General features: G+C 46.6%; 24 protein-coding genes and 1 pseudogene. 8 read left to right on the top strand and 17 right to left on the bottom strand.

The features are described 5' to 3' along the window. Positions 1–4: 4 nt before the first annotated feature. The 5 genes from BUC01_RS15805 to BUC01_RS25685 all read right to left on the bottom strand — a co-directional run bounded on the left by BUC01_RS15805 (position 5) and on the right by BUC01_RS25685 (position 6,795). Positions 5–859 (bottom strand): glycosyltransferase, encoded by an 855-nt coding sequence (locus BUC01_RS15805; RefSeq protein ID WP_025833186.1) that lies wholly within the window; start codon positions 857–859, stop codon positions 5–7. Between the two features lie 18 nt (positions 860–877). Further along, complete coding sequence (locus tag BUC01_RS15800) at positions 878–2,746, bottom strand: hypothetical protein (protein ID WP_139261877.1); 1,869 nt, start codon at positions 2,744–2,746, stop codon at positions 878–880. Then, complete coding sequence (locus BUC01_RS15795; protein ID WP_025831002.1) at positions 2,743–3,738, bottom strand: glycosyltransferase family 2 protein; 996 nt, start codon at positions 3,736–3,738, stop codon at positions 2,743–2,745. Before BUC01_RS15795 ends, BUC01_RS15800 begins: the two co-directional genes overlap by 4 nt. Positions 3,739–3,746: 8 nt before the next feature. Beyond that, positions 3,747–5,285: a lipopolysaccharide biosynthesis protein gene (locus BUC01_RS15790; RefSeq protein ID WP_025831003.1), complete on the bottom strand. Its 1,539-nt coding sequence runs from the start codon at positions 5,283–5,285 to the stop codon at positions 3,747–3,749. A gap of 670 nt (positions 5,286–5,955) precedes the next feature. Next, positions 5,956–6,795, bottom strand: a complete 840-nt coding sequence (locus tag BUC01_RS25685; RefSeq protein WP_025833182.1) for a lecithin retinol acyltransferase family protein — start codon at positions 6,793–6,795, stop codon at positions 5,956–5,958. 379 nt (positions 6,796–7,174) lie between these two features. On the opposite strand from BUC01_RS25685, the pseudogene BUC01_RS15775 reads away from it, so the two are divergent. Continuing rightward, positions 7,175–7,396, top strand: a pseudogene (locus BUC01_RS15775) (N-acetylmuramoyl-L-alanine amidase); the annotation flags it as partial. Positions 7,397–7,454: 58 nt separating this feature from the next. On the opposite strand, the gene rfbB reads toward BUC01_RS15775, so the two are convergent. The 12 genes from rfbB to BUC01_RS15710 all read right to left on the bottom strand — a co-directional run bounded on the left by rfbB (position 7,455) and on the right by BUC01_RS15710 (position 19,558). Next, positions 7,455–8,597, bottom strand: a complete 1,143-nt coding sequence (rfbB, locus tag BUC01_RS15770; RefSeq protein WP_025831007.1) for a dTDP-glucose 4,6-dehydratase — start codon at positions 8,595–8,597, stop codon at positions 7,455–7,457. Further along, positions 8,587–9,456 carry a dTDP-4-dehydrorhamnose reductase gene (rfbD, locus tag BUC01_RS15765; RefSeq protein ID WP_025017597.1) on the bottom strand — a complete coding sequence of 290 codons (870 nt, stop codon included), beginning with the start codon at positions 9,454–9,456 and terminating at the stop codon, positions 8,587–8,589. The genes rfbB and rfbD overlap by 11 nt, the downstream gene beginning before the upstream one ends. Before the next feature lie 10 nt (positions 9,457–9,466). After that, positions 9,467–10,039 carry a dTDP-4-dehydrorhamnose 3,5-epimerase gene (gene rfbC / locus BUC01_RS15760; protein ID WP_025831008.1) on the bottom strand — a complete coding sequence of 191 codons (573 nt, stop codon included), beginning with the start codon at positions 10,037–10,039 and terminating at the stop codon, positions 9,467–9,469. A 1-nt stretch (position 10,040) separates the two neighbouring features. Next, positions 10,041–10,946: a glucose-1-phosphate thymidylyltransferase RfbA gene (gene rfbA / locus BUC01_RS15755; protein ID WP_005790079.1), complete on the bottom strand. Its 906-nt coding sequence runs from the start codon at positions 10,944–10,946 to the stop codon at positions 10,041–10,043. Between the two features lie 20 nt (positions 10,947–10,966). Beyond that, positions 10,967–11,644, bottom strand: coding sequence for a hypothetical protein (locus tag BUC01_RS15750; protein WP_025017595.1), 678 nt, complete (start codon positions 11,642–11,644; stop codon positions 10,967–10,969). Between the two features lie 41 nt (positions 11,645–11,685). Continuing rightward, the gene (locus BUC01_RS15745; protein ID WP_025017594.1) at positions 11,686–12,009 is read right to left on the bottom strand and encodes an Arm DNA-binding domain-containing protein; all 324 of its coding nucleotides are present in this window, start codon (positions 12,007–12,009) and stop codon (positions 11,686–11,688) included. Positions 12,010–12,135: 126 nt separating this feature from the next. Next, the gene (locus tag BUC01_RS15740) at positions 12,136–12,840 is read right to left on the bottom strand and encodes a tyrosine-protein phosphatase (RefSeq protein WP_025017593.1); all 705 of its coding nucleotides are present in this window, start codon (positions 12,838–12,840) and stop codon (positions 12,136–12,138) included. A gap of 42 nt (positions 12,841–12,882) precedes the next feature. Then, positions 12,883–15,318 carry a GumC family protein gene (locus tag BUC01_RS15735; protein ID WP_025831013.1) on the bottom strand — a complete coding sequence of 812 codons (2,436 nt, stop codon included), beginning with the start codon at positions 15,316–15,318 and terminating at the stop codon, positions 12,883–12,885. A gap of 27 nt (positions 15,319–15,345) precedes the next feature. After that, positions 15,346–16,140: a polysaccharide biosynthesis/export family protein gene (locus tag BUC01_RS15730; protein WP_005790095.1), complete on the bottom strand. Its 795-nt coding sequence runs from the start codon at positions 16,138–16,140 to the stop codon at positions 15,346–15,348. Positions 16,141–16,143: 3 nt separating this feature from the next. After that, on the bottom strand, positions 16,144–17,268 hold the full coding sequence (locus tag BUC01_RS15725) for an MraY family glycosyltransferase (RefSeq protein ID WP_025017591.1): 1,125 nt from the start codon (positions 17,266–17,268) through the stop codon (positions 16,144–16,146). A 24-nt stretch (positions 17,269–17,292) separates the two neighbouring features. Further along, positions 17,293–17,841 (bottom strand): UpxY family transcription antiterminator, encoded by a 549-nt coding sequence (locus BUC01_RS15720; RefSeq protein WP_025017590.1) that lies wholly within the window; start codon positions 17,839–17,841, stop codon positions 17,293–17,295. Between the two features lie 493 nt (positions 17,842–18,334). After that, positions 18,335–19,558, bottom strand: coding sequence for a tyrosine-type recombinase/integrase (locus tag BUC01_RS15710; RefSeq protein WP_025017589.1), 1,224 nt, complete (start codon positions 19,556–19,558; stop codon positions 18,335–18,337). A gap of 195 nt (positions 19,559–19,753) precedes the next feature. Here BUC01_RS15710 and BUC01_RS15705 point away from each other — a divergent pair, with 195 nt between their 5' ends. From BUC01_RS15705 to BUC01_RS15670, 7 genes are all read left to right on the top strand, one after another. After that, on the top strand, positions 19,754–20,044 hold the full coding sequence (locus tag BUC01_RS15705; protein ID WP_005636831.1) for a hypothetical protein: 291 nt from the start codon (positions 19,754–19,756) through the stop codon (positions 20,042–20,044). A gap of 367 nt (positions 20,045–20,411) precedes the next feature. After that, complete coding sequence (locus tag BUC01_RS15695) at positions 20,412–22,250, top strand: DUF3945 domain-containing protein (protein ID WP_025831014.1); 1,839 nt, start codon at positions 20,412–20,414, stop codon at positions 22,248–22,250. Positions 22,251–22,304: 54 nt separating this feature from the next. Continuing rightward, complete coding sequence (locus tag BUC01_RS15690) at positions 22,305–22,580, top strand: DUF4099 domain-containing protein (RefSeq protein ID WP_025831015.1); 276 nt, start codon at positions 22,305–22,307, stop codon at positions 22,578–22,580. A gap of 155 nt (positions 22,581–22,735) precedes the next feature. Next, positions 22,736–24,508, top strand: a complete 1,773-nt coding sequence (locus tag BUC01_RS15685) for a DNA topoisomerase (RefSeq protein ID WP_025831016.1) — start codon at positions 22,736–22,738, stop codon at positions 24,506–24,508. 295 nt (positions 24,509–24,803) lie between these two features. Next, on the top strand, positions 24,804–25,016 hold the full coding sequence (locus BUC01_RS15680) for a hypothetical protein (protein ID WP_005790121.1): 213 nt from the start codon (positions 24,804–24,806) through the stop codon (positions 25,014–25,016). Between the two features lie 18 nt (positions 25,017–25,034). Then, positions 25,035–25,244 (top strand): hypothetical protein, encoded by a 210-nt coding sequence (locus BUC01_RS15675; RefSeq protein WP_005790124.1) that lies wholly within the window; start codon positions 25,035–25,037, stop codon positions 25,242–25,244. Positions 25,245–25,263: 19 nt separating this feature from the next. Then, the gene (locus tag BUC01_RS15670; protein WP_073314192.1) at positions 25,264–26,352 is read left to right on the top strand and encodes a PRTRC system protein E; all 1,089 of its coding nucleotides are present in this window, start codon (positions 25,264–25,266) and stop codon (positions 26,350–26,352) included. The last annotated feature ends 8 nt before the right edge of the window (positions 26,353–26,360 follow it).

The raw sequence follows: 26,360 nt of genomic DNA, 5'->3' as shown, positions 1-26,360 counted from the left end.
AGTGTTATCTATGTGCAGATTTATAATGAAAAATCAATAGTGCAATATATGTTTGTATGGATAATATAGCCATGCATCTTCCAAGAACAGAAAAGCCGCTATAGCGCTTTATAAAATAAATTCGTGCTTTTTCCCAGTTCTTATAGCGTTTTATCGGATCTCCTTTTTCCGATTTTATATGTCGGTGTACCGCCTGTATATCCGCCAAGTAGTATGTTTTTTTACCAACCCTTTCCACTTGCTTTGCCAGTATGGCCTCTTCGCAATACAGGAACACGTTTTCGTCAAAAAAACTGATGCTTTGCATAAAGTCCATACGCACTATCAGGCAGCAACCGCTAACCTTACTACAAAAATGGCTCTCCCGGTAATTGTCTATAAAATCGTATGTATCTGTTTTCTTTTTCTTGAAAGGAACAGTCACCCAGTTCCAACTGCTACTCCAGTGCCCTTCCCGGCGCATCGGATTCTGATGCACTCCATCCGGTGTCACAATGTCGCTGCCACATACCACAATCTGTTTATCCTGCCGCATCCGTTCCACCATACGAACCAAATAGTCCGTTTGCGGGAACTCTATATCAGGATTGGCAATCAATGCATATTCATAGCCTTTCTTTGCGGCATAGCGCAATCCTATATTGTTACCGGCATTGTAGCCACGGTTCTCTTTGTTTTCAAGGAGTGTACAGCCTTGCTCGCTGCATAAGGTGCGCAAGTTTTGTAAATCTGCCTCCACAGAGCAGTTGTCTACCACCACAATCTCAATCTGTATACCCTCCTGTTTCTTCAAAAAAGAAATGCATTTGTGGCAATCGGTAGACGAATTATAGTTCAATAATATTACGGGGATTGTCATCTTCGGTCAGTATTTTCCTTATTGTTTCTTTTTCCTCATCATCAACAGGAAAAGTTTTCTCCTGCAAGCAGAGCTGAAGTTATAAATGGGCAATAGTGCTTTATACCATCTTTTCCCCACCGTATAGTATAAACTTCCCTTGTCGAAACCGGAAACACGTCCGCCCAAGAAAATCACCTTGAACAATTCTCCTATTGACAAGCGTTTGACCAATGAGAAAAAGAAGTCGGAACCGCCTATACGAGTGAGTGGTGAGAGATTGACTGCATCGGAAAGTCGCGACAAGGAATCAATGGTAGTTTTTGCCCAAAAGTAAAGCAATGTTGAATCTACCTCCCTCATTTCACGTACCATTTTTCCCATCGCAACACCGACTTCGCGATTCATCCGCACCGTGTCAGTATCTTGATAGGCTTCGCCTTCTGGAAACAAAGGAGTAACCCCATCAGTATTACGCTTATACCCCACGGTTGTTGGATAAGGCGATGCCGAAAAGTAGGACTCTATCACAGCCGTAGCCGTAGTATCAAGTTGCCCCATGGGGAAATAGGGTTTATAGTCACCATAGCAACGAGGCAAGACATCAGCCCGTACCCCTAAATAGTAAGTGGGCACTTGCAGACTACCTTGAGCCTTCACTATACGGTTGAGCATGAGCCGTGATGTACCTAACCATCCTACATCCACCATAAGCGAACGGCTGCTACCTAAGATTCCCTCCTGACGGAAATAATCAAGGGCAAGAAGCAATGCCTGGCCGCATTGTTCCTTTAACCAAGGCGTAAACGTAGGATGATGGAATATCTTTTGCAAAAAATCATCCGACTGAACTTGCGTAGTAACCTTGTCATAATTAAACTCGATGCCGAAACGTTGTCGCATCTCCATACGGGTGGTCTGGAACAGCCACAGCAAATCATCTACCCGCTTACGCAACAACGAATGCTTGTCTATGATATCCAAGAAACCTTGTTCTTCCATTTCGCTCAGATAAGCTTGTATCAGCGAGCGTCGCGAAACGAATAAATAATTGAGTTTCACATTATCTGGATCCAATGCCTTAGCCATCTCCAACATAATATACCCGTCGCGCGAGAGGAACTGCAAATAGTCGATATGCTGCTCTTTTGCCTCTTTAATTATGTCAATTACAAAAGGCAAGTAAGTAGGTGCTACATAGTCGGCAGCAAAAACCGCTTCGGGAGTATTTAAGCCACGCAACCGTGCCATACGGCTGATGCCCACCAGCCATTTCAATTGCCAGCCGTTGCGAAACGACCGTGCCTGTGACATCAACCGCGCCTCAATAGGCGTATAGGTTGTATCTATCCAACGTGCATTCACCCCATTCTTCCGTGCCATCTTCACATCGCTTCGCTTGTTATCGCCATGATGTATCCACGTTTCGGGATGATATGTACCTCTTATTTTTCGAAATAGACCACCATTGTCCTTACGGGCACTCCATTCGCAAGAAACAATAACCTCATCTGTAGCCTCTGCACAATTTTCTCGAAGCAGAATTTCTTTTAAAAAAGAAGAGCTCAAATACATATCCGAGACAAATTTTATAACATATCCTTTACTACGATAGTCATTGATTTTGTCTTGCATCATAGGGTTAGCCATTAGCATCTCTGCCTCTACCTTCAATTCCATTTGCATCAGTTCGTCAGTACTATATCCATCTAAACCTGCACCAATGGCTGAAGCATACATGGCCTCAAATGTTTCTCCCTTAACAGTGTGTCGCCAAATAAGAAAGGCTTCGCGCCTATATCGGTCTTTTGGATAAAGACGTTGGGCCAAAATAGGAAGAACCACTTCCGGATTCCCACATTTACGTAATAAGACTGTATCAAAAATGTCAAATGTAGCTAATCTCATCGCATGGAATATTTACAATAGGCATAAAGCAATTGCAACATCAGATGCAGTGCTATTGCATATTGGTGCTTCTTTATTAAATATTTAATTTTTCTTGTACCTCTCATAAAAGGACTACAAATTGCATCATTCCAAAATACCTTTCTGTCTTTTTCAAAGAAGGTACTAAAATAAAGTGCTTCATATTCATCGTATCGACCATTAAGAATATAATCTAAAGGGTATGCACCGATTAAAGTTCGTTTTATTGCTTCACTGGTAAATTTTGTATTTTCATACTTTTGGCTTAATAGTTCCATTCCTTTACTCACTTGATTGAGGGTGTATTCTATTTCTTCTATTTTCAGATTATATCTATCCGCTCCAAATTCTTCTTGAATGTAGTTGTATCCGGTTGACGATATGGTAACAACGCTGTCGCAATGAAGTAAATAATTTAGATTAAATATTAAATCCTCGCCTAAACGAATATTTGGGTCGAACTTCAAATTATTATTCTGAATTATACTCCTTTTATAAAGTTTCCCCCAAGGCACCGTTGAATATAAACGATGAAAATGCGTAGAAAAAAATTGCGGAATCTCACTATCTATATAGTGTTGACTCTGTATAGCGATTATATGCGCCCCATTCATATATCCACCCAACACCCAATCAGCTTCTTCAGCGATTAGATTTTCCACATACGTAGCTTGAATCTCATCATCTGCATCCACAAATATGATCCTATCACCGGTTGCATACTTTAATGCCGTATTACGCGCTCTACTCACTCCACCATTATCCTGATGAATCACTTTTACATTCTTATATTTCTCGGCATATTCATCACAGAGTTTTCCAGTACCGTCTTTGGACCCATCGTCAACGATGATAATCTCAATGTTCTGAAACGTCTGCCCCAGCAATCCATTAATGCAAGCATGAATTGTCATTGCTGAATTATATGCTGGGACTATGCAGCTAACACTTTGAATAATATAGTTATTCATATCAATATCTATTTTCTTTTTAAGAAACGATGAACAAATGTTCTAAAAGCAGACGAGGCAATGTAATATAATGTAAATGTAAAACAAGCGAAAACCACAGTGAATATCGCGGCTTGAATTATCCAATGCAACCATTTGTGTAGTCCATGAATAAGGGGTATGAGATATTCCATCATCTTTATGCTCCCTATGTAGCCTATAAATAATGGGAATAGGTGCGCCAAGAGTAGTTTCACGTAATTCGTTATAGGAAGCTTGAATCCTTTTGTGAAAAGGAAATAAGGTTTCCATCCATGAATGATAATCAATGTGGCTCCAACAGGGCCGGCCAGCACTCCGGGCAGTCCATATATGGATCCGAACACGATAGACAAAATAATAAATAAGGCAGATTCAACCAAAGGCGCCCAAACATCATAGAACAGTCCGTAGCCAAACAGGAATTGTTCTGTCACTCCCCGAAGCATCTGCAAGAACAGTTGGAGGATAATCAAATACACTATTATATCAGGCAATATGTATTCTTGCCCCAACCATAGTGAAATAAAAGAAGAAATCAGGTAGGATACACATAAAGTCAGCACACCGGCAGCAAACATACGTAAAGCAAACAGTTGTTTATAAACACTCCATATTTTTTGTTGATCACCTTCCGATATCAAGCTGCCCACTCCTGCATTTGTACTATCAAGTATTCCTCCCAATAGTCCTTGAATGCGTTGCGTAACAAGTGTGTAGTTTGCATAAAGAGCCACCGTGGGAAGCGAGGCGAAAGCATATATCAAAATAGGCAGCATCTGCATTTGAACAAAACTTCCCACCTTATGGGTAAAAAGTTGCTTGATGTATTTCCCTATTTCGGGATAGTCCTTATACAGTTCCTTGCCGGTTCTTACATCAGTCTTCAACCAAGGATAATATTGATAAACCTTATGGTTGAGCAACATGGAAAGAATGAAACCACTTAACAACTCTAAGGCAAAAAACAGATAAAAGCTACGGGTATAATAGGCCAATGCCATTTGGAGAATGACCTTCACGGTATTTACAAGCTGGAAGAAACCTGTAATCACATAATTCCGCTGATCAGCCGATAGAATAGAGATTTTATAACTGATAAAATAGCCGAACATAGAAGATATCAAAAAGCAATAGAACCCTATATATACAACCGTTAATGAAATTCCCGTATTAGCGAATATCCATGGCAAGAAGGCTGACAACAGGATGCCAAGTATAAAAATGCAACTCCCGATTTTCCGATACAGATAGCCCAAGACTGAGATTATACCATCAATCTTCGTCTCGTCCTCATCGAACAAGGGCTTGTATAACACGTATGCTATTGCACTGCCCACACCTAACTCCGCCAGATTGAGAAAGCCCAACAGACTTTGAAGTGTACCGGTCAGTCCTATAAATTCGGTACCTAAATAGTCAAGTAGCGTTTTGCGCGTAAAGAACGCCACTACCAAGGTGAGGAAGTAGCACAACATATTCATCCGCGCATTCAACAGACTTTTCTTTGTCCTTGATTCTCTTCTCATTTAGTTAATTTACTTTACCAAATATTCGACACTGTAACTTTTGTGCTTGAATGTCATATTTGTATTAGATTTTACGTTAATTAGTTTTTACATTCGCACCCTAATACAGGCGACTTGTCTGTTAAACTCTTTGTCTTCCCCCAGAAAGCATCTTTCCTTTTTTGATGGGCTGTATGATGGTCACCTTTTCGGGTGCATATCCCTGATACCCGGTATCTTGATACGGGATGCAAGAGATAGGTATGGAGGTGGTTGCAATTGTTGTCGAAATGCTTGGCATGGACGATGAAATCCTGATGGAACAAATTATCGCTAACTGCAAAAGGTTGACTGCCATGCAAGCCTATGCGGAAACTACGTGAATACTAAATCCGAAACTTGAGTTCGATATATTTCATGCTACAGAAATACACGCACACGCGATATATAACAAATCTAATTTACATAAACTCTATTGTTTTACGTCCTATTAAATTTGTTACTTTCTTTTATACATCTCCTCATAATACCTCTCATACGCCCCATAAGTAATGTTATCTACTCCTACTTGTCGAATGAAAAAAACATATAATCTATGACCACTAACGTGATACACATACCTTTTGCTACATCAAGTGACAAGTCATGGTAGTTTGCTATTTGATTATTCGTTCTCACAGACTTGTTTGTATCAGAACAGATAGTCCTTAATCATTTTGGCCACCAAAGCATTGGGGCGTTTTGTGATAAGTGACAACGCCAACCACGCGGTTGAACCGATTGCTTTATACACCTGCTTGCTCTTATGCTTTCCGGTTTTACACCAATTTGCAAAATGCTCGCAGTTGTTGGTAACAAGGTTATAGTTATGAAACTGAACAATGCCCATCAACCCCAGCATGGCACGATTTCTTGCATCCAGTCTGCTTGGCAATGACTCGTTGTCATGGGTGACCAAGCACGGATTATGTAATTTGGCGTTTTTTTGCAGGGTGATGACTGGTTTGTCACTTTGGTCTGTTGACGCAAAATGAATAACCCACCCTCCTTCAATGGTAATGGCATGATGCTGGTATTTAACCAATTTTCGTCGTTCCTCTGACAAATGATAACCGATATTCATGCTATGCAGCACGTAAGGGAACTCTTCAGTACCTACCAAGCATTCCAACACGAAATCATCTCCCACAACACTTCTCAGCCCAAGATAAATGTTGTCATCTACAAATGACAGGGCATTATCCACTACTGTATCGGTAGCATATTCGAAACTTGGTTTGTATTCAAACAGAACGTTCTCACCATAATTAGTAAAGTTTTCAAGTGACATCACTTGTATCTGATAGGCATCTCTTCCGTCTTCCAGCTTGATATACTTCTGATAGACTATCGTTTCTGTATTGACAAAAATGGCAAACTGTCTGAATGCGCCCCAACTCGGGTTCGACAGTACGATTGGTGTGCCAGGTTCTATGTTTTCGTATTCCTCTTCTGGAATACGCCTGTTTGAGTTGAAGTATTCTCCGTACATTTTTTATGCCCAAATTAAATAAACAGTTATACATGATAAAATTACATACACAACACTACAGATTATACGTTGCTTCTTATAGGACAATTTCTGTACCCGCTGTTTTATCTTTTGAGTTTTGAAATCATCCATGACATCATTTTTTATCTCTGCAATGAAAGCCTCAAGAAACAAATAGCCTCTCAGATGTGCTGCATAATTGAATGACATAAAAGCAATGTAAATTAGGGTAAAAATTACTTTCTGAGAAGATCTCAGATGAAGGTCACTGCCTATTATGAATACCCATATTGCTCCAGTTGATAAGTATTGGAAATTCCAGAAATAATCAACCTTATCAATGAGTTTCAGAAATATCTCATATTTCATATTTTCTCTTAACCGTTGCAGCATCGGCATCTGCTATGAAGGCAGATTGGATGCGGACGGAAAACCTTCCGACACCCGGACCATGGAACAGAGGGTGGCCTTGCTGGAACTGCTTTGGAAACTCCACCGCCTCTTTCCGCAAGCCCTGGTTGTGGGACATCGGGAGTTGCCCGGTGTGAAGAAAGCCTGCCCTTGCTTTGATTGCGAGGAATATCGGGAAGTGTTCCATTAGTGTATTGCATTAGGAAAATGTGCCGACAAGTCAAAAAAATCAAATTCGGCACATTTCCTTACCTATTTTTATACATCTCCTCGTAGTACTTTTCATACTCTCCCGAAGTAATATGATCCATCCACTCTTGATGGTCGAGATACCAACGGACGGTCTTCTCGATACCTTCCTCAAACTGGAGGCTGGGTTCCCAACCGAGTTCCTTCTGGAGTTTGGTAGAGTCGATGGCATAGCGCATATCGTGCCCCTTGCGATCGGTGACGTAGGTAATCAGGTCGAGTGACGCGCCTTCGGGATTGCCTAAGAGGCGGTCAACGGTTTTGATGATGACCTTGATGATGTCGATGTTCTTCCATTCGTTGAAGCCTCCGATATTATAGGTGTCGGCAACCCTGCCATTGTGGAAAATGACATCGATAGCACGGGCATGGTCTTCCACATAGAGCCAGTCGCGCACGTTCTCGCCTTTTCCATAGACAGGCAGCGGTTTACGATGGCGGATATTGTTGATGAAGAGCGGTATCAGCTTTTCCGGGAACTGGTAAGGGCCATAGTTGTTGGAACAGTTGGTCACGATGGTTGGCATGCCGTAAGTGTCGTGAAAGGCACGGACAAAATGGTCGCTGCTTGCCTTGCTTGCCGAATAGGGGCTGTGCGGATTGTATTTGGTGTCTTCATAGAAGAAATCTTTGCCGTATGCCAAATGGTGCTCAGCGGAAGAGGCGGTAGTGGTAAAGGGAGGTTCCACGCCTTCGGGATGGGTCAGCTCCAATGCCCCATATACCTCATCGGTAGAGATGTGATAGAAACGTTTCCCCTCATAACCTTCGGGCAACGACTCCCAATAAAGTTTGGCGGCTTGCAGCAAAGCAAGTGTACCCATCACGTTTGTTTGTGCAAACGTAAAAGGATCTTTAATACTTCTGTCCACGTGGCTCTCTGCTGCCAGATGAATGATTCCGTCCACGTGGTACCCGTTCATCAGCTCCTGGAGCTTGGCAAAGTCGCAAATGTCGGCTTTCACAAAGAGGTAATTCGGCTTGTCCTCAATATCTTTCAGGTTAGCCAGATTACCTGCATAAGTCAATTTGTCAAGATTGACAATGTGATAGTCCGCATATTTGTTCACAAACAGGCGCACCACATGGCTGCCGATGAAGCCTGCGCCACCCGTAATAAGTATATTCCGTTTAAATCCCATTGTTCTGTGCTTTTATCTGGTTGATACATTTTTCCAACGATTCCATCCAATGCGGAATCTTGTAACCGAACGTCTCGCGGAACTTCGTTTTGTCCAAAACCGAATAATGCGGACGTTTCACCTTGCTCGGATATTCAAAGGTATGAATCGGGCGGACATCACACTCGTTTCCGGCCAATCGGGCTATAACTGCCGCAAAGTCATACCAAGAGCATACTCCCTCATTGCTGAAATGATAAATGCCTTTCTTGTCGGTCATTCTCCTGTCAAGAATCCAACCTATGGCATCTGCCAGATCACCGGCAAAAGTGGGTGTGCCTATCTGGTCGAAAATGACAGGCAATATGTCTTTCTCTTCCGTCAATTTCAGCATGGTTTTCACGAAGTTCTTGCCCCATGCCGAGTATAGCCATGCAGTGCGCAGTATTATATAATTGCAGCCTGAATTGACAACGGCTTCTTCTCCTGCAAGCTTTGTCTTGCCATATACACCGGTCGGTTCCGTCATGTCCTCTTCCGTAAAAGGAACGTAGTTGATTCCCCTAAAAACATAATCGGTAGATATATGGATAAGTGTGGCATTGACAGACTTGGCTGCCGCAGCCAAATAACCGACAGCTACATGATTGATCAAGTCTGCCGTCTTTTCATCATCCTCTGCCTTATCTACATTGGTATAGGCAGCACAATTAACAATTACGTCAATCTGTTCTTTCCGTACAAGCGAAAGAACGGCATCCAGTTTCGTAATATCCAATTCCGCAATGTCCGTAAAGACATAGCGTTCTTTGCTCTTGCCGGAAACCCGGACCATCTCATTGCCTAACTGCCCGTTGCTTCCTGTCACTAGAATGTTCATATCAAGTTTCTTATTTATACAAATCTTCTCCGTATTTGAAATCCAATACGGAATCCTTTAAGCATGCCCTGTGCAGGTCTTTCTCCGAAAGGATGGCATTCTCTACCGGGACTCTCCAGTCAATGCCCAATGCTTCGTCTATCAGCTGTATGCCGCCTTCGCTTTCCGGGGCATAGAATTCATCGCATTTGTATTGGAATACGGCTTCTTCGCTTAATACGGCAAAACCATGTGCGAACCCTTTCGGGATGAAGAACTGCCGGTGGTTTTCCTCGGTCAGTTCCACAGCCACATGTTGTCCGAATGTAGGAGATCCTTCCCGTATGTCAACCGCCACATCCAATACGGCTCCTTTCACACAGCGTACCAGTTTGCTCTGTGTATAAGGCATCTTCTGATAATGCAGTCCGCGCATCACGCCGTAGCTTGACTTGCTTTCATTATCCTGTACAAAACGGATGGGGCGTACCTTCTCGTCAAATTCCTTTTGGGAGAAACTTTCAAAGAAATAGCCTCTGGCATCCGTAAAAATGCGTGGCTTGATGATGACCACACCCTCTATCGCTGTCTTTATTACTTCCATGTCAATCCAAATTATCTTTCCCTGTACGTTCCACCTCTTCAATCACTTTCAACAGATATTGTCCGTACGGGTTCTTCGACATCGGTCGAGCCAACTGCTGCATCTTCTCGCGGTCAATCCATCCTTTGCGGTAGGCGATACCTTCCAGACAAGCCACTTTCAATCCTTGCCGTTTCTCAATCACCTCAATATAGGTAGATGCTTCCGAAAGGGAGTCGTGCGTACCGGTATCAAGCCAAGCGAATCCTCTGCCCAAGGTCTGTACCTTCAGTTCCTTATCCTCCAAGAACCGCTGGTTCACGGCGGTAATCTCCAACTCCCCACGTGCCGAAGGCTTGATATGTTTGGCTACATCCACCACTTTATTCGGATAGAAATAAAGCCCGACTACCGCATAGTTGGATTTTGGCTGTTCCGGCTTTTCCTCAATGGAGAGGCAATTACCTCTTATATCAAACTCAGCTACACCATAGCGTTCCGGATCATTAACCCAATAGCCAAATACCGTCGCCTTTTGTTCCTGCTCGGCAATCTGCACAGCTTCTTTCAGCATAGCCGTAAAACCGTTTCCATGAAAGATATTATCACCTAATACCAGACAGACGGAATCATTCCCGATGAACTCTTCTCCGATAAGGAATGCCTGTGCCAGCCCGTCGGGAGAGGGTTGCTCGGCATACTCAAAATGTACGCCATAATTCGAACCGTCACCTAAAAGCCGTTTGAACCCCGGCAGGTCGTAAGGGGTGGAGATGATCAAAATCTCCCGAATGCCAGCTAACATCAAGACCGAAATCGGATAATAAACCATCGGCTTGTCAAATATGGGAAGCAATTGCTTGCTTACTCCCTTTGTGATGGGGTATAAGCGTGTCCCGCTTCCCCCCGCTAATACGATACCTTTCATAAAAACGATATTAATTCATTTTATTCATCTGCAGGGAACTCTGTTAAAACATAATATGCTTGTTCCATCTCATCAAGAAATCTTCTTTTACTCTTTTGCCATGCCCTATACAAAAGCATGATACTGATCATTAATAAAATTACCAAAGTCACATTAAATGCAGGTGCGTCACTAAAATCAATATCTGCAAATAAGAATTGTATCAGAATCGCTACAAGCAAGAAAACCGCCGCTATAAGTAGCGATAACATGGCATATATCCTGAAAATACATCCTTGTATCTCTCTGTTCAGATTATCATTTCGGGATATGATATATGTGAACATGTATCTGTAAACCTTCAAATTACCAATTGTCCCTTTTACATCAATCCGATAAAGAGCCTTATATGCTTCAGATTTCTGAACAATTGAATCGGTATGTGTAAATATTCCCAAATAACTATCCAAATGTTTGATTAAATAAGTAGCTCGTGGAAACGGATTCGATATAATCTCCAACATCATCCCTATTCCATAGGAAAAAAAGATGAGACAAAAAGAAAATAACAACATATAAAATCCACTCTCTTCATCAAGAATATCTTCAAAAATAGAATATTCGACTTCTGGCAAACTGATTAACAATATAACCAAAGACAAGAAAATAATCGCTCCGGTCATGAATGTTCTGAAATGGAGGGAAAAATTAAGTTTCATAACGATATATTTTTATCTGCGCAGTTTGATCAATCCAATTCTTAAGGAAGCGGATGAGGACTTACTATCGTTCTCCGATGTTTGAAGATACTTATCATGTCACCCATGGTCAGAAAACCGGCGACATCTTCCGTAATAATCTGATTCAAAAGTTTAAGATCGGCTTCAATCTGAGTACGGAGACGACAAGCCTCGGGATCATTTCCCTTGACAGTCTTCGTGACTTCATCCCAGGAAGAGGCCGACAAGCGAAGACGCGAGGAGAACTCCATACGCCGGTTATGCCCTTTGTAGATACGATAATAAATCGTACCGCGACCAGTTTCTTTTCTGCATAGTTCGAACCTTACAACAATTGTGGGCATTAGGATGTATATTGATTTACAGTCGCTTTAACTCAGAAGATTTGTACTTTGACAATATGTGACAACCAATGAAAGAAGTATGTAACATACCAAGCTTCTTCTAAATCTATATTATTCCCATGAAAATTAGGATTCTTCCCGAAAATTCATTACGATCTTTTTACGAATATCAGATTGTAATAATTTATGGTAAAAAAACGCTGAATGGATATCGCAACCGATACAGTAGTACGCCTTGGCTTTCAGCAAGGCTTCCGCCTTTTCCTGCACATGTCTGCCATACATCCCGGTCAACGAGGGTACGTTGAGCTGGAAAAAGATGTGTTCTTCCTTCAAGGCCTTGTAGTCCTTCTTCTGCATGTATTCGTACCGTTCGGGATGTGCCAGCAACGGGTAATAGCCTTTCTTTTGGATGCGTTGCAGGACGGAGAGCAGGCCCATCGGTGGATTGAAATAGGAGGTTTCCACCAAGAGGTAGCGTTTCCCCTCCTCCAAGGGCAGCAGGTCATTCTTTTCCAGACGTTCCTCGAAGAGGTTGTCCATCATGTATTCCGCCGCCAAAGCCAACTCCATCGTACCATTATAACTCTGTTCCAGTTCCCGGAACTTCTCTCGCAGGGTTGCGGTTTCATTGGGGATGTCCTCCATGATGTGCGGCGTGAGCCACACCTTTCTGACTCCCTGCTTTTCCATCGTATCTAAAATCCGGAGTGATTCATCCAACGTCTCCACCCCGTCATCCACTCCCGGAAGAAGATGGCTATGGCAGTCGGTTATCCCTTTCAGGATGCCACTCTGTGCGAGGGTTGTTGTCTTACGGAATGGCCACATAGTTGTAATATGCTTTTATATAAGAGAACAACATGTTATCGGTTATTTGATAACCAACCATTTACCCCCCCCCATTTCTCCTTTATTTCCATAGTAGGAGGAGTAGCCGTTATGATAACCGTATCTATAGCCATAGCGGTATCCGTAACGGTAGCTGTACCGGCCTCCGGCACTTTCCGTGCCGTTCAATATCACGCTGAGGTTCCTGAAACGTTTCTCCTGATAGATGTTTTCCAGTTCGGGCAACATGCCGCGATCCAGCAAGCCGCTGCGTACCACGAAGATGGTACGGTCCGCCAGTTTCTCGATAATCTGCGCGTCGGCCACGATGTCGATGGGCGGACAGTCTATGAAGATATAGTCGTACTCGCCGCGAAGCGCCCCTATCAGGGTGGCCAGCTTGCCGTCCTCCAGCAGTTCCGTCGGGTTGGGGGGGACGGTGCCGATGGGGAGGATATGCAGGTTGTCGTATTTCTTGTCGGCAACAATGATTTCTTTCCAGTTTTCGACACGGTTTCCCAGATAGTCGGTCAAACCTATCCGTGGCGAATCCACGTAGGAGGAAACGGAACCGTGGCGCAGGTCGCCGTCTATCACCAATATCCTTTTTTTCTTGATGGCAAAACTCATGGCAATGTTCATGGTCAGGAATGACTTTCCACTGCCGGGATTGAACGAGGTTAGTACGAACACGTTCTGCCCTTTGTCCTTGCCCGCCATGAAATCCATATTGGAGCGGAGCACACGGAACGCCTCGTTGATGATGTCACGGCTGCCTTCCTTCACCACGATGGTTTTCATATAGGACTGCTTCTTCCTCTTGAATCCCAGTTTCCTCTCTTTGCTGAAGTATTGGGGAATCTCACCAATGAAAGGTATGCTGAGATCTTCCAAATCCTTGCGTCCTCGTACCTTGGTGTTCATGTTCTCCTTCATAAAAATAATCACCGCCGGAACAAGCAAGCCGATAGCGAATGCCACAAGGAGGATATTCATCTTCCGGGGAGCTGTGGGGAACATGCTGCCCCTCGGGGCGGTAATCACACGCGTATTATAAGCGGTGAAAGCCTGGGAAAGCTCGTTCTCCTCACGTTTCTGAAGCAAGTAAAGATACAGTTCCTCCTTCACCTTCTGCTGGCGTTCCACGGAAAGCAGGTATTTCGCCTGGTTCGGGTTGGAGGCCAGCTGGCTGGTGGTCGCGGCTTCCTGCTGGCGTATGCTGCGTATCTGGGTATTGAGCGACACGATCAGATTGTCCACCGACTGAATGATGGTGCGCTGCATGCTTTGCAGCGAGTTGGCCATGTCCTTTGCCAGGGGGTTCTTTTCGCTGCTGTTGGCGATCAGGCGGTTGCGGTCGAGCACCATCGTGTTGTATTCACCGATCTGGCTCTCGATATTGACATTGGCTATGCCGGAATTGGTGGGCAACAACTGGCTGAGTTCCTTGTTGTTCAACTCTCTGCGGATATACTGCGCGGTGGATAGCTGGCTGTTGAGTGCCAGCAACTCCTTCTTGTTCTCGGCGGACTGGGACAGGTAAAGACTGGATGCCGCCTGCACGTCCGGCAGCAGGTGCTCGCTCTTGTAACCGGCGATGTTCTCGTCCACATTGCCCAGTTCACTTTCAATCACGCTCAAACGGTCACCGATGAACTGCGAGGTACTGACGGCAATCTGGTTCTTGTCCTGGATCCACTTCTCATTATATACCTCGATCAACGTATTCAGGATATCTTCCGCCTTTGGGATGGATACGTCATCAATGCTGAGATTGATGATAGTGGCATCCTCGTTACCCAAATCCGCACGCAAAGCGGTGGCGTAATAGTCGGTTACGGCACGTACACTACCTTTATTATAGCGGATGGAAGTCCCAACGAATGAATCATTCCAGTATTTGGTCGGATTGATTACGAATGTACCTACTTCCATGCGAATGGAATCGCCCATTTTACCGGAGAATTCCGTCTCTAATTCCTCACCGTTAATCATTACATCGGATATGGTAAATTCTTCTTTGGACGAGAAGTCTATCTTGAAGCTGACAGGCGTTTCATCCTGGTGGCGGTAGGAGACTGCTACAGGGTTGCTTTTGTACAATCCCACATCCTTCAGTCCCTTGCGGACGGTATAGGTCTCATTCAGCCCCAACCGCCGCACCACCTCAGTCATCAACGTGGGGGATTTCAAGGTGAGCAGTTCGTTATTGATGTTGGTATTCGACTTGAAGATACCCAGGTCGGAGAACTCGCTCATTGTAGTGGACGAACCGCTCTTGGTATCGTCCTTAACCAAGATGGCAGCGGTACGTGTATAGATATTCGGGGTACTCAACAGATAAAAAGCCGCTATGGCAAGAGCGGCAAACAGGGAGAGGGCAAACCAGTGCCATCTTGGTACGAACATTCCCCACAAATCTTGTATTCGTATAAAATCATCGGCAGGTTTTCCAACGGCAGTTTTCTTTTCTATCATAATATGTAAAATATTCTGTTCATCCAGTTATTTAAACAGCAGCACACCTAACGAGGTGAGGAACGAGGCAATACTGATCCACAGTCCCACAGATTTCACGCTGTTCTCATTGATGGTGGACTGTCCGGCACGGACCTTATTAGGTTGCACATACACCACATCGTTCTGTTTCAGGTAATAGACCGGGGAGGAGAAAATATCCTTGCTTCGGATATCCACCCAGTGGGTGACACGTTCACCGTTCTCCTCGCGAATGACGAATATGGCATCGCGTTTGCCATAAATGGTAAGGTCGCCCGCCATACTGATGGCTTCCAACAAAGATATCTGGTCTTTGGTGATACTGTATTTGCCGGGAGTTTTTACTTCGCCCAAGACTGAAAAATAGAGGTTCATAAACTCCACGGTCACAACCGGGTCTTTCACCAGGTCCTCGTCCACCAACCGTTTCTTGATAAGGGCGGCAATCTGGCTCTTGGTCATACCGGCAATATGGAGCGACCCTATGACGGGAAAGTCGATATTCCCCTTGTCATCCAATGTGTAACCGGATATTTCACCATTATTGCTGCCACCACGCAAGTCCGTGGCTCCGGCACGGTACTGGACACGTGTCAGGTTGAATAACGCCGCCAACTGCGGGTCTTTACTGGATACCATGATGGAAATCTGGTCCTTGGGCTGCACGGTGATGTCTCTTGCGCCCACAATGGCTTCGGGCTGGTTCACCGCAATGTCTTGAAAGTAGAGAATCTCCTTGGAGGTATTGCAAGACGCCAGCAACACCAACCCCAGGAGAAGTGTCAAAAATCGATTTTTCATATTTTATTTTCTGTACAGTTTTTTTTCTAATTTATTCTTTCGGTTGATCCTCACCGTGATGTAACAATGCAACACCGTCCATACCGCCACGTCCAGCAGGAAAAGGATCGTGGTGGACAAGCAATGGATCAGGAAAACGTTCACCACGGCAAAGGAGAGAGCGATGCCAATGATGCAGGCCATCGCCTGTCGTTGGGACAGCCCCAGAGCGATGAACTTGTGATGGATATGATTCCTGTCCGGCAGGAAAAGGGGCTTGCGCTCGCGCCAACGGTGCAGCACCACACGTACCACATCCAGCATCGGAACTATCAGGAACGAGAATGCGATCACGACGGCACCGGGAAAGGTGCTTTCCTTCAACGGGTCGGACATGCTCAGGCGGATAGCCATCACGGCAAGCAGCATCCCGATAGTGAGTGATCCGGTGTCTCCCATGAATATCTTGCGCCCACGGTGGACATTGCCATAGACGTTGTAGTAGAAGAACGGTAGCAGCACGCCGATGGTGGCCAGGCAAATAAAGGCATACATCCACCATTGCAGACGGATGAACATGCACCCGAACGCGAAGAAGGCGATGATACTCAGCCCGGAGGCAAGCCCGTCGATGCCGTCTATCAGGTTGATGGCGTTCAGGATATAGACGATGATGAACACGGTGAACGGAGCGCCTATATAATAAGGCATGGCTTCGATGCCGAAAAGTCCGTACAGGTTGTCGAAGCAGAGTCCCGAAGCCACCAACAGGATGCCGCAAAGTATTTGTATCAGAAACTTGGAGCGGTAACGTACACCGATAAGGTCGTCCATCATCCCCGTAAGATAGAGCAGGAACAGGCCGCAGAATACGGAAAGCAGACGGTTGGTCAGATCCACGTCAAGCATATTGCTGCCCATCCACTGGTTATGCCCGATAATGACGAGTGACACCGTGATAGTGATGCACGGGAAGAAGGCGATTCCCCCCAGCCGGGGTATATGGGCGGTGTGCAGCTTGCGCCCGTCCACTGAGTCGAACAGGCGGCGGCGGAACGAGACCAACGAGATGCGGGGCAGGACCATCGCACCCAATGTCCAGCCGGTTAAAACCGTGAAGGCAAATTCGATAAGATGAAGTATGTCCACTATATGATTCTTTTGATGATTTTCTTAATCTTGCCCTATCCGTTGTAGAAAGGCTTGTGGAATATAGGAAGTAGCCACGGCACATACGCCTTGGACGGTGACCACCAAACGGCGATTCTTCTTAATCCGACAGATAACCCCTTCCGCTCCCTTGAACTTTCCGTCAATGACCCGTACACGTTCTCCCTGGTGAAACTTGGAATTGTCCTCCCCGAAATATTCCATTCCCTGCTCGCCGGACGAGGTGACCAGCATGAAAATGTTCATTTCCCGATCAGGAATGGCAAGGGGAAGTCTTTTCAATCCCTCCTGTCTTGTATATAGGATTACCTTATTGGTGAATTGTCGCTGTACTTCCAAAGCACGACAAACGGTTGAACGGAAGAACATAAGCGAATTAATGACCGGACGACGGAGTTTCTTCTTTATGCCGTTACGTTCCATCAAGGTTTCCTCACAAGGAATGTAAGTCTCGATCTTGTCTTTTTTCAATATATCCTCAATCTCGAAAACTTTGTTATAAAATACTTTTAAGGCGAACCAATGTTCGTGTGTGTGTGTTTCTATGTTCAACGAAAAGTAATGTTACCGGGTTGATAAAAAGGATATAGTTTCCATTCCTGCACCTTCCGCTTTTTCAAATAAGGAAAATACAGCAATCAAGGTTAATCCGGTTTTTTCCTTCATAGGACCTCCGGAATGCGGGCCGCTCCTGACTACAGTGAGCGGATACCGTAACCCCGTATTCGTACCGTTTCTATGTAAGAGAGGGTACGAATGTTGTTTTTGCTGATAATCAGTCATATACATTGCTATAAAAGTACATTTTTGCTCGGTTTGCTCGGTTTTAGACTCGAAAATACGTTCGGATGGAAAATGCAACGTTCTCCTTTTATTTTATATTCTTATTACGGTACTATTTTGATTCGTATTAAATTGTCAATATAAACTATTAATAATCAGTAATTTATAAATGGGGGGGGGTAAAATAAGGAAATAAAAACGTTTATTTTACTTTTCAGTTTTACTGAGAATCATTACCTTTGCAGTGTATTTTTACCCTCTCTTACATAGAAATGGTATCGTTCAAACCCTTCAAAATCTTCTCGTTCGCATTATCTATCACAGCATTGTCTAAAGAATCCAAGTAAATAAGCGTAGTCCTTTCGCTGCTGTGTCCCATCCCCGCACTGATGACGGCAATCGGTACGTCGTGGTTGCGTGCGGCGGTAGCCCAGCTGTGGCGAGGCGTATATGAGGACAAAGGTAATGGTTCGCCAAGCAATTTACCTAACCGTTTCAATTTTCGGTTATGGTAGTTCAATCCGGTTCGATATTGACGGTAAGCCTGATCCGGCTGTTCATCGGTAAGGATGGGGAAAAGATATGGACTTTCCGGACAAACCTGCCCATATCGTTCCAGTATCGCCGCCATACACGGTTCGATATGTAATGTTAAGTATTGGCCTGTCTTATGGCGACAATAGGTAATTCGCACGCTGTTCACATTCTCTTTTTTCAGATATGCCATGTCCACAAACGCCATGCCACGGGCACAATAGCTGAACACGAACATGTCCCTGGAAAGTGCCAAAGCCGGTGAATCCGAGAGGTCAATCCTTTGAAGTTTCAGGATGGTTTCCTCATCCACGGCACGCTTCGATGTGCGAGCCACTCCTGTATAAACCTCACGAAACGGGAAAGTCTGCACCGCAAGACCTTGCTTTACGGCCTTGTTATAGACGGCACGCAGAATCCGCATATAGAACGAGCTGCTGTTTCTCGCTACCTTTTGTTGCCACAACCATACCTCATACCGACATGCTAGGGCGGAATCCAACGACGAAAAAGGAATGTCGTCACCGTCCAGGAAAGCGAAAAAGCTGTTCAGTGCACGCTGGTAATTACGAGAGGTGCCGTATTGGCCGTTCTCCCAAAGCGCTTCCATCTCTTTTTTCATGTAGTATAGGAAACCGGGCTCGGAAGGCAGGGAGCGATAGCGGTTGAGTATTTCCGACAAGGTGTATGTTTCTCCGCTACAGTCCAGCTCGCGGATAATCTCACGGATGTCCCGCATCTCCTTTTCCGCCCGTTTCCGGTAGGCGGTCAGGATCCTCTCATTGCCGGGGACAGCGACAAGCTCACGTTTCGTCTCATTCCACCACTCGGGAAATATCCTCATGTCGGTGGTAATCTGCCTGTTCTCCTGACGGTGGCAAAGCTGGTAACAGAGCGTACCGGCCTTACCCTGTACCGTCGATGGACGGAATTTTAATTTAATGGTAGCCATATATAGTCTGTTTTATGATGAATAATAGGTACATAGATACAACCCGTGGGCTATATTGTTGAAGGAAGAAAATATTTAGTCTTAGATTCCGCTTCTCCGCTTGAAACACCGAATATCACCTGATGCCGATGCCAAACTCTGTAAATCTTCTTGAAAGACAGTCCGAATAGCCTCGTAAAGAATCAAAGTCCGAAAATGAAAAGCGACGGTTTTTCCGTGGAACAAGTCCAGAAATATTTATATCGTATAAACAACAAGACAGTATATGTTTTCTGGGAAATTCGTGAAAAACAGGCGGATACCAGCGAGTTCCCTATAATCAAAGATAAATCAAAACCGTATTGTCACGGGCGTTCCGGCTTCGCTTTCCATGAGTATTTTCCTTGCGACAAGTCGCGGAAAATACACATGGAAACAAACGCCCGGACAATGGTTTTGATTTCGGGAAAGATTATAGGGACTCACTGCGACCGACGCGACGCATGACCGTGTCATTGATGAAAAAAGGAGGGCCTCCTTTATATCTCCATAAATCCGGCAGGAAGTACGGGATATATGGGCAGACCTGGCAATGTCTTATGAAAAAAACGCCGCCCCATGAGAAGACAGGGACTTCAGCTCCCTCTGCTCTGCATAATCCTCCCTTCGCGCCCGTGCCGGCTTCTTCGCCCTTCCTCTGCATGCCATATCCTTGTTTTCACGGCATGTTTCTCTCACGGAAAACCAGTCTTTCGGACATTTGACGACATCTGATGACATCTGATGACACCTTTTTGAAAATCAGTGTTTTATTCGGATTTAGCCCATATTTTTGAAGTGTCAAAGCAATTTATTAACCCCAAAAAGAAAAGGTATGACACAAGAAAAGAGCCCGAACGGGAAGCCTAGACGGACCCGGAAACCGAAGGCTGCGAACGACGCCCCTTTGGTGGAACAGATCACCGAGCTGATGATGGTTCATAACAAGAGCGACCCGAAAGCCGGTGTACAGGTGGTCAGCGAGATCGACAAGGACGGGAAGGTCAAGACGGTTCCGGCGGACGAGAAGAATGAGAACTCATTCCTGAAATTCGACAAGAACTCGAGCATACTCGAAAACTTCATCAAGAATTTCTGGAGCCAGCTCAAAGAACCTACCCATTTCCGCCTGCTCCGCATGACCTTCCACGACTACAAGGTGAACAAGCAGGCGATCAAAGACCTGGCGGAAGGGAAAAAGACGGACGCAGTGAAGGAGTTCCTCAAACGCTACGAGATCCGTCCGAGAGAAAACAAGAAGGAACAAAGTGTAAACCAAAAAGAAAAAACAGCTATGGCAGACAAAGAGACACAACCGCAGGAACCCCTGCAACAGAGCGAGGTACAGCAAGCGGCACAGCAACAGCAGCAGCCCCAGGCTCAACAGGCAGCGCAGGAGTCGCAAGGACCGCATTACCGGTATAATGAGAACATGGTCAACTGGGAGGAGTTGGAAAAGGTCGGAATCTCAAAGGCTTCGCTGGAACAGCAGGGACTCCTTGATTCCATGCTGAAGGGCTACAAGACCAATAAGCTGGTGCCCCTGACAATCCATCTTTCCGGTTTGCTGACAGCCAAACTGGACGCGAGGCTCTCACTCATCCCGCAACAGGATGGACAGGTGGGACTGGCCATTCACGGCATACGCAAGGAACCGCAGTTGGAACGTCCTTATTTCGGGTTCAACTTTAACGAGGAGGACAAGAAGAACCTGCGTGAGACCGGCAACATGGGGCGTGTGGTGGAACTCAACCTGCGTGGCAGCGAGTACACCCCCTGCCTGATCTCCATCGACAAGAACACCAACGAGCTGGTCGCCGTCCGGCAGGAGCATGTCTACATCCCGCAGGAAGTGAGCGGGGTAAGACTTACGGACGAGGAGATCAGACTGCTGAAGGAGGGACAACCCGTCAAGGTGGAGGGGATGACCTCCAAGGCGGGGAAGGAGTTTGACGCCACGCTCCAATACAGCGCCGAGCGCAGGGGGCTGGAGTTCATCTTCCCGAAGAACCAGGTATTCAACGAGAAGTCCATCGGGGGCGTACCACTCTCGCCTACCCAGATAAAGATGCTCAGCGAGGGACATACCATCCTGGTCGAGGACATGAAATTCAAGAACAGGGACGGGGCTTTCTCCGCATTTGTCACGATAGACCAGATGACAGGACGGCCGAATTACACCCGCCATAATCCGGAGACCGGAGAAATCTATATTCCAAAGGAAATCTGCAACGTGCAGCTGACAGCCGAGGACAAGGAGGTCCTGCGCAAGGGGCAGGCCGTCTATCTGGAAAACATGATCAACCGTAAGGGAGAGGAATTCTCCGCGTTTGTCAAGCTGGACATGAATACCGGCAGGACGATGTACTCGCGCACGCCGGACGGGTTCAACGAGCAGCAGGCGCCACGTATCCCGGCGGAGGTTTACGGCCATGTGTTCACGGCGCAGGAAAAGGCGAACCTCCAGGACGGGAAAACCCTCCTGGTCGAAGGGCTGAAAAACAACGGGCAAACGTTCAGCTCCTACCTGAAAGTAAACCCTTATTCCGGGCAGTTGCAGTATTTCCAAGAGAACCCTGATATTCGCAGGGATACTTCCCGTCGTGCGGCACAGGCGGATACCGCCCAAGGTCAGCAGCAGGAACAAAAGAAGGGCGCAAAACAAGCGGTATAACCCCGATCGGAGAGAGACAAAATGAGTTTTACAAACATCAAATCCCCAAACCGTATGAATACGAATCGGAACATCCCTTATAATTATAATGTAAAAGATATTGATTGGCCCGGTCTGAAGGCCGTGGGTATCAGCAAGGAGCAACTGGAAGCGGACGGCAACCTTGACCTGTTGTTGCAAGGCAAGGAATCAGAAATCATCCCGTTGAAACTCTGTACCCCGGTAATCAGCCTGACCATGGATGCCACATTCAAACTGGTACCCGGTGACAACAACAGGCCAATCATGGAAATCAATGGCATCCGTCAGGAGGAATCTCCAAAGAAATAACAAAAAAATAAAATAAGTTTAACCTGTTGGGTTGTCTAAAAAGTCACTCATTCGTTCTTGAGAATTGAATATTTGAAATCAATCTCAGATAGGTATTCGAATAAAAGAGGGTCAAAAATACTTTTTAGACAGCCCCCATCAAAAAGAAAAAGAATATGATCGCAATAGTGACTGACAGGCCCAACGTGGGCAGAGAGATAGCAAGAGTGTTGGGAGCCGGCAGAAAAGAGAACGGTTATATGACCGGGAACGGCTACATGGTGACATGGACATACGGCAACATGCTCTCCCTGGCAATGCCGAAGGATTCAGGAACAGCCCATGTGGAGTGGAAGGACTTTCCCCTGCTGCCGCCTTCCCTCCTGACAGTAAGGCACGTGAAGACGGATACCGGGTGGCATCCCGACATCAATGCGGTGCTCCAGTTGAAAGTGATAGCCAAGATGCTCAACGCATGCGACACCATCATCGCGGCAACCGATGCCTCCCGGGAGGGAGAGATGCTGTTCCGCCATCTTTACGGTTTTCTGGGATGCAAACAACCCTGCCTCCGCCTCTGGATCTCGTCTCTGACGGACGAGGCCATCACGGAAGGTATGGCGAACCTCCTTCCATGTGACCGGTTCGACAACCTGTTCCTGGCGGCGGACAGCCGTAACCGGGCGGACTGGCTCCTGGGGGTCAATTCAAGCCATGCCATCTGCAAGGCGGTAGGCTTCGGGAACAATTCGCTGGGCAGGGTACAGACCCCCGTACTGGCGGAGATATGCAGACGGTACCGGGAGAGGGAGAACCACATGCCGGCTGACAGCTGGCCCGTATTCATCAGCCTGTGCAAGAATGACCGTATCCTAAAGATGCGCCACGTGGACGACCTTGTGGCCCGCCGGGAGGCACTGGCATTGTACGAGGATTGCAAGGCGGCAAAGAACGCCCGCATCACAGCGGTAGGGAAACGGACGGAGGAAATCGGGGCACCGGCACTTTACAACCTGGCCGAACTACAGAAAGACGTGAACCGTTACCACGGCCTGACGGCCATACAGGTGCAGGAGATTGCACAGAGCCTGTACGAGAAGAGGCTGATTTCCTATCCGCGCACCTCCAGTCGCCTGTTGCCAAAGGATGTATATGACACGTTGCCGCCTGTCATGGAGAAGATGCTCTCCCGCAAGGAGTTCCGACGATATGCCGGTATGGTTGACCTTGCCGCGCCGCAGGACAGCATTGGGGCACAAGACACCATAGAGCATCATGCCATCATCATCACAGGCATACAGCCCGGTAAATTGGGCCGGGAGGAAATGCTGGTTTACACGCTCATTGTCGGCAGGGTGCTTGAAACGTTCATGCCGCCCTGCAAGGTGGAATACACAACCGTCGATGCGGTGTGTGCCGCACGTAAATTCCGCATCCGTACATACCGCATCCTGGAAAAAGGATGGCTCGGAATCTTTGAGAGGGAACATATTGTCGCAAAAGGCTGTATGCCTTACCAGGTGATGCCGGAATTTTTTCAGGAAGAGATACTGCCGGTGGCAGGGTGCAGCCTTATACATAAGAAATCGTTACCGGTCTCCCCTTATACGGACGAGGAACTGGTGGACTACATGGACAAGGCCGGACTGGGCACCGTCTCCACCCGCACGAATATCCTCCGCACGCTGTTGGAACGTAAATACATCCGTTATTCGGGTAAATATGTCGTCCCGACCCCTAAAGGGCTTCTCCTGTATGAGACGGTACGCGGTATGAAGGTGGCCGACGCCTCCCTCACTTCGGGCTGGGAAACTGAACTGGCACGGATAGAACGGGGGGAACTCTCACAGGAGGAGTTCCTGGACGGCGTGCTGGAAACGGTAAATGAGGTGACAGGCGAGATATTCCGGAACCATCCGGTGGAAAAGCGGCCACAGGGAACCATATAAACAAATGTCAAAGCCAACAAGACAAGGGAAGTGCAGGCGTCTGTCTGTACTTCCTTTTTTATATGTGCAAGATACGTTTTTCCGATTTTAAGCGGCAAAGGTCTTGGATTGCCTCGTTTTTGCCGCAAGGCGGCCCCCTTTGGGGGCTTGGTTGGTCAAAAGAAAATCATCCTCGCTTCGCTGCGGTATTTTCTTTTGCCAAGCCTTGCGCAAAAAGGCAATCCAAGGGCCGGAGGCCTATAAAATCGGGAAAACATATCCCGATGGGATTATTCATTCTTAAAAATTTAAAGACATGAAACTGCAACTCATCGAAAACATCTGCAAGCAGACGGTCTCACTGGTCCTGCTTACGGGAATATGCCTGCTCTACAGCAAGGGAATCATTCCCATGTACCTGATCGTCCTGTTCCTTTTGTCGGGAACGCTCATCAGCCTCCTTTTCAGGACGTTCACCCTCATTGTAAAAATAATTATCGCCCTGACCGTCATGGGCATGCTTGTATAATCCTTAAAGCATAAAGACATGAGAACCGCTACATTCACCCCGCCGGCTCCGGTCATGCCGGCCGCATGGCCCGCCACAAGCCGTGTGAGACCTGTAAAAAAACGGATTCCCGATACGACAGACGGGCCGAAACGTATCGGCTACTATCTGGAACCGTTGAGGGGCATCGCCTCGAATCCGGACAGGCAGAGAATCCTGAAGGATTTTTTCAAGGAAACCTATGTATAACATTTAAAATTTTACCATTATGTTTTTTCAGGCAATCAACCAAATGATCACGGCAGGCACAGACCTGAGTATCAACATCAGACGAGTAAACAACAACCTGACGGTGGCCGTTGTTCCCAGACGGTCGGGGGTAAAGGACGGGGAACGCATTATCCCGCTCATCCTGAACGGCACGCCGGAAGAGCTGGATGCGGGCTTCCTGCAGGCCGTCGGCACACCTGTACAGAAAGCGCAGGGCATCCTTACCAACCTGGAAGCGTTCGAGAAGCAGGCGGAACAGGCAGCCTCACAAAGCAAAGCCGCTAGGTCAGCGGCGGAGAAAGAGTCCAAAGAGGTCCGCGAGAAACGGGAAAAGATGGAAAAACTGCTTAAGAAGGCGGAGGATGCCATGACCGGCAAACGCTATTCCGAAGCGTTGACATGGCTCAAGCAGGCAAAGATACTGGCACTTCCGGACAAACAGAAGGAAATTGACGTGAAGATGGCGGAGGTACAGAAAAAGGCATCGGAGGGAAGCCTGTTCGGCATGGAACAACCGCCAATGTCCAAGCCGCAGCCGGCTCCACAACAGACGGCATCGCAACCGGCGGCAGCCCCGGCATCGCAATACCGAAGCGGAGAGCAAATCCCGATGTTTTTGCCCGAGCAGCCGGCTCCGATTCCGCAACCCGTTTCACAACAGCAACCGCCCCGGCCGGCTGCACATTCAGGACAGCAAACACCATTTGCCGGACAGCCGCAAACACAACCCGTACAATATACTGCGGTCGCACCACAAGCGCAACCGGTCCCGCAACAGGCAGTTCCACAACCGCAAGAAATCCAATTCCATCAACCGGTACAGATACCACAGGCACGGATGGACGGAAAGCAATGGATGCAACCGGCTCCGCCACAGCCACGGTATGCACCGGTACAGGAGGCCGCAAGAACTCATGAGGAGCGTGAATACCTCCGGCAACCGCAAGAGGCTGCAATGTACAACTTCGACAAGGACTGCGAGGATGACCGGGAACTGCTCAGGGAAGACCCGTACGCGGAATATCCGGACTTCCCGAAGGAATGCCGCATGACGGACATGGCACAAATGGACATGGTATATTGTTAAACCTTATA

The organism is Bacteroides stercorirosoris (genome assembly GCF_900142015.1).
Taxonomy (GTDB): Bacteria; Bacteroidota; Bacteroidia; order Bacteroidales; family Bacteroidaceae; genus Bacteroides; species Bacteroides stercorirosoris.
Note: the sequence above shows the minus strand (reverse complement) of the source record. Positions and strands in the feature narration are given on the sequence as shown.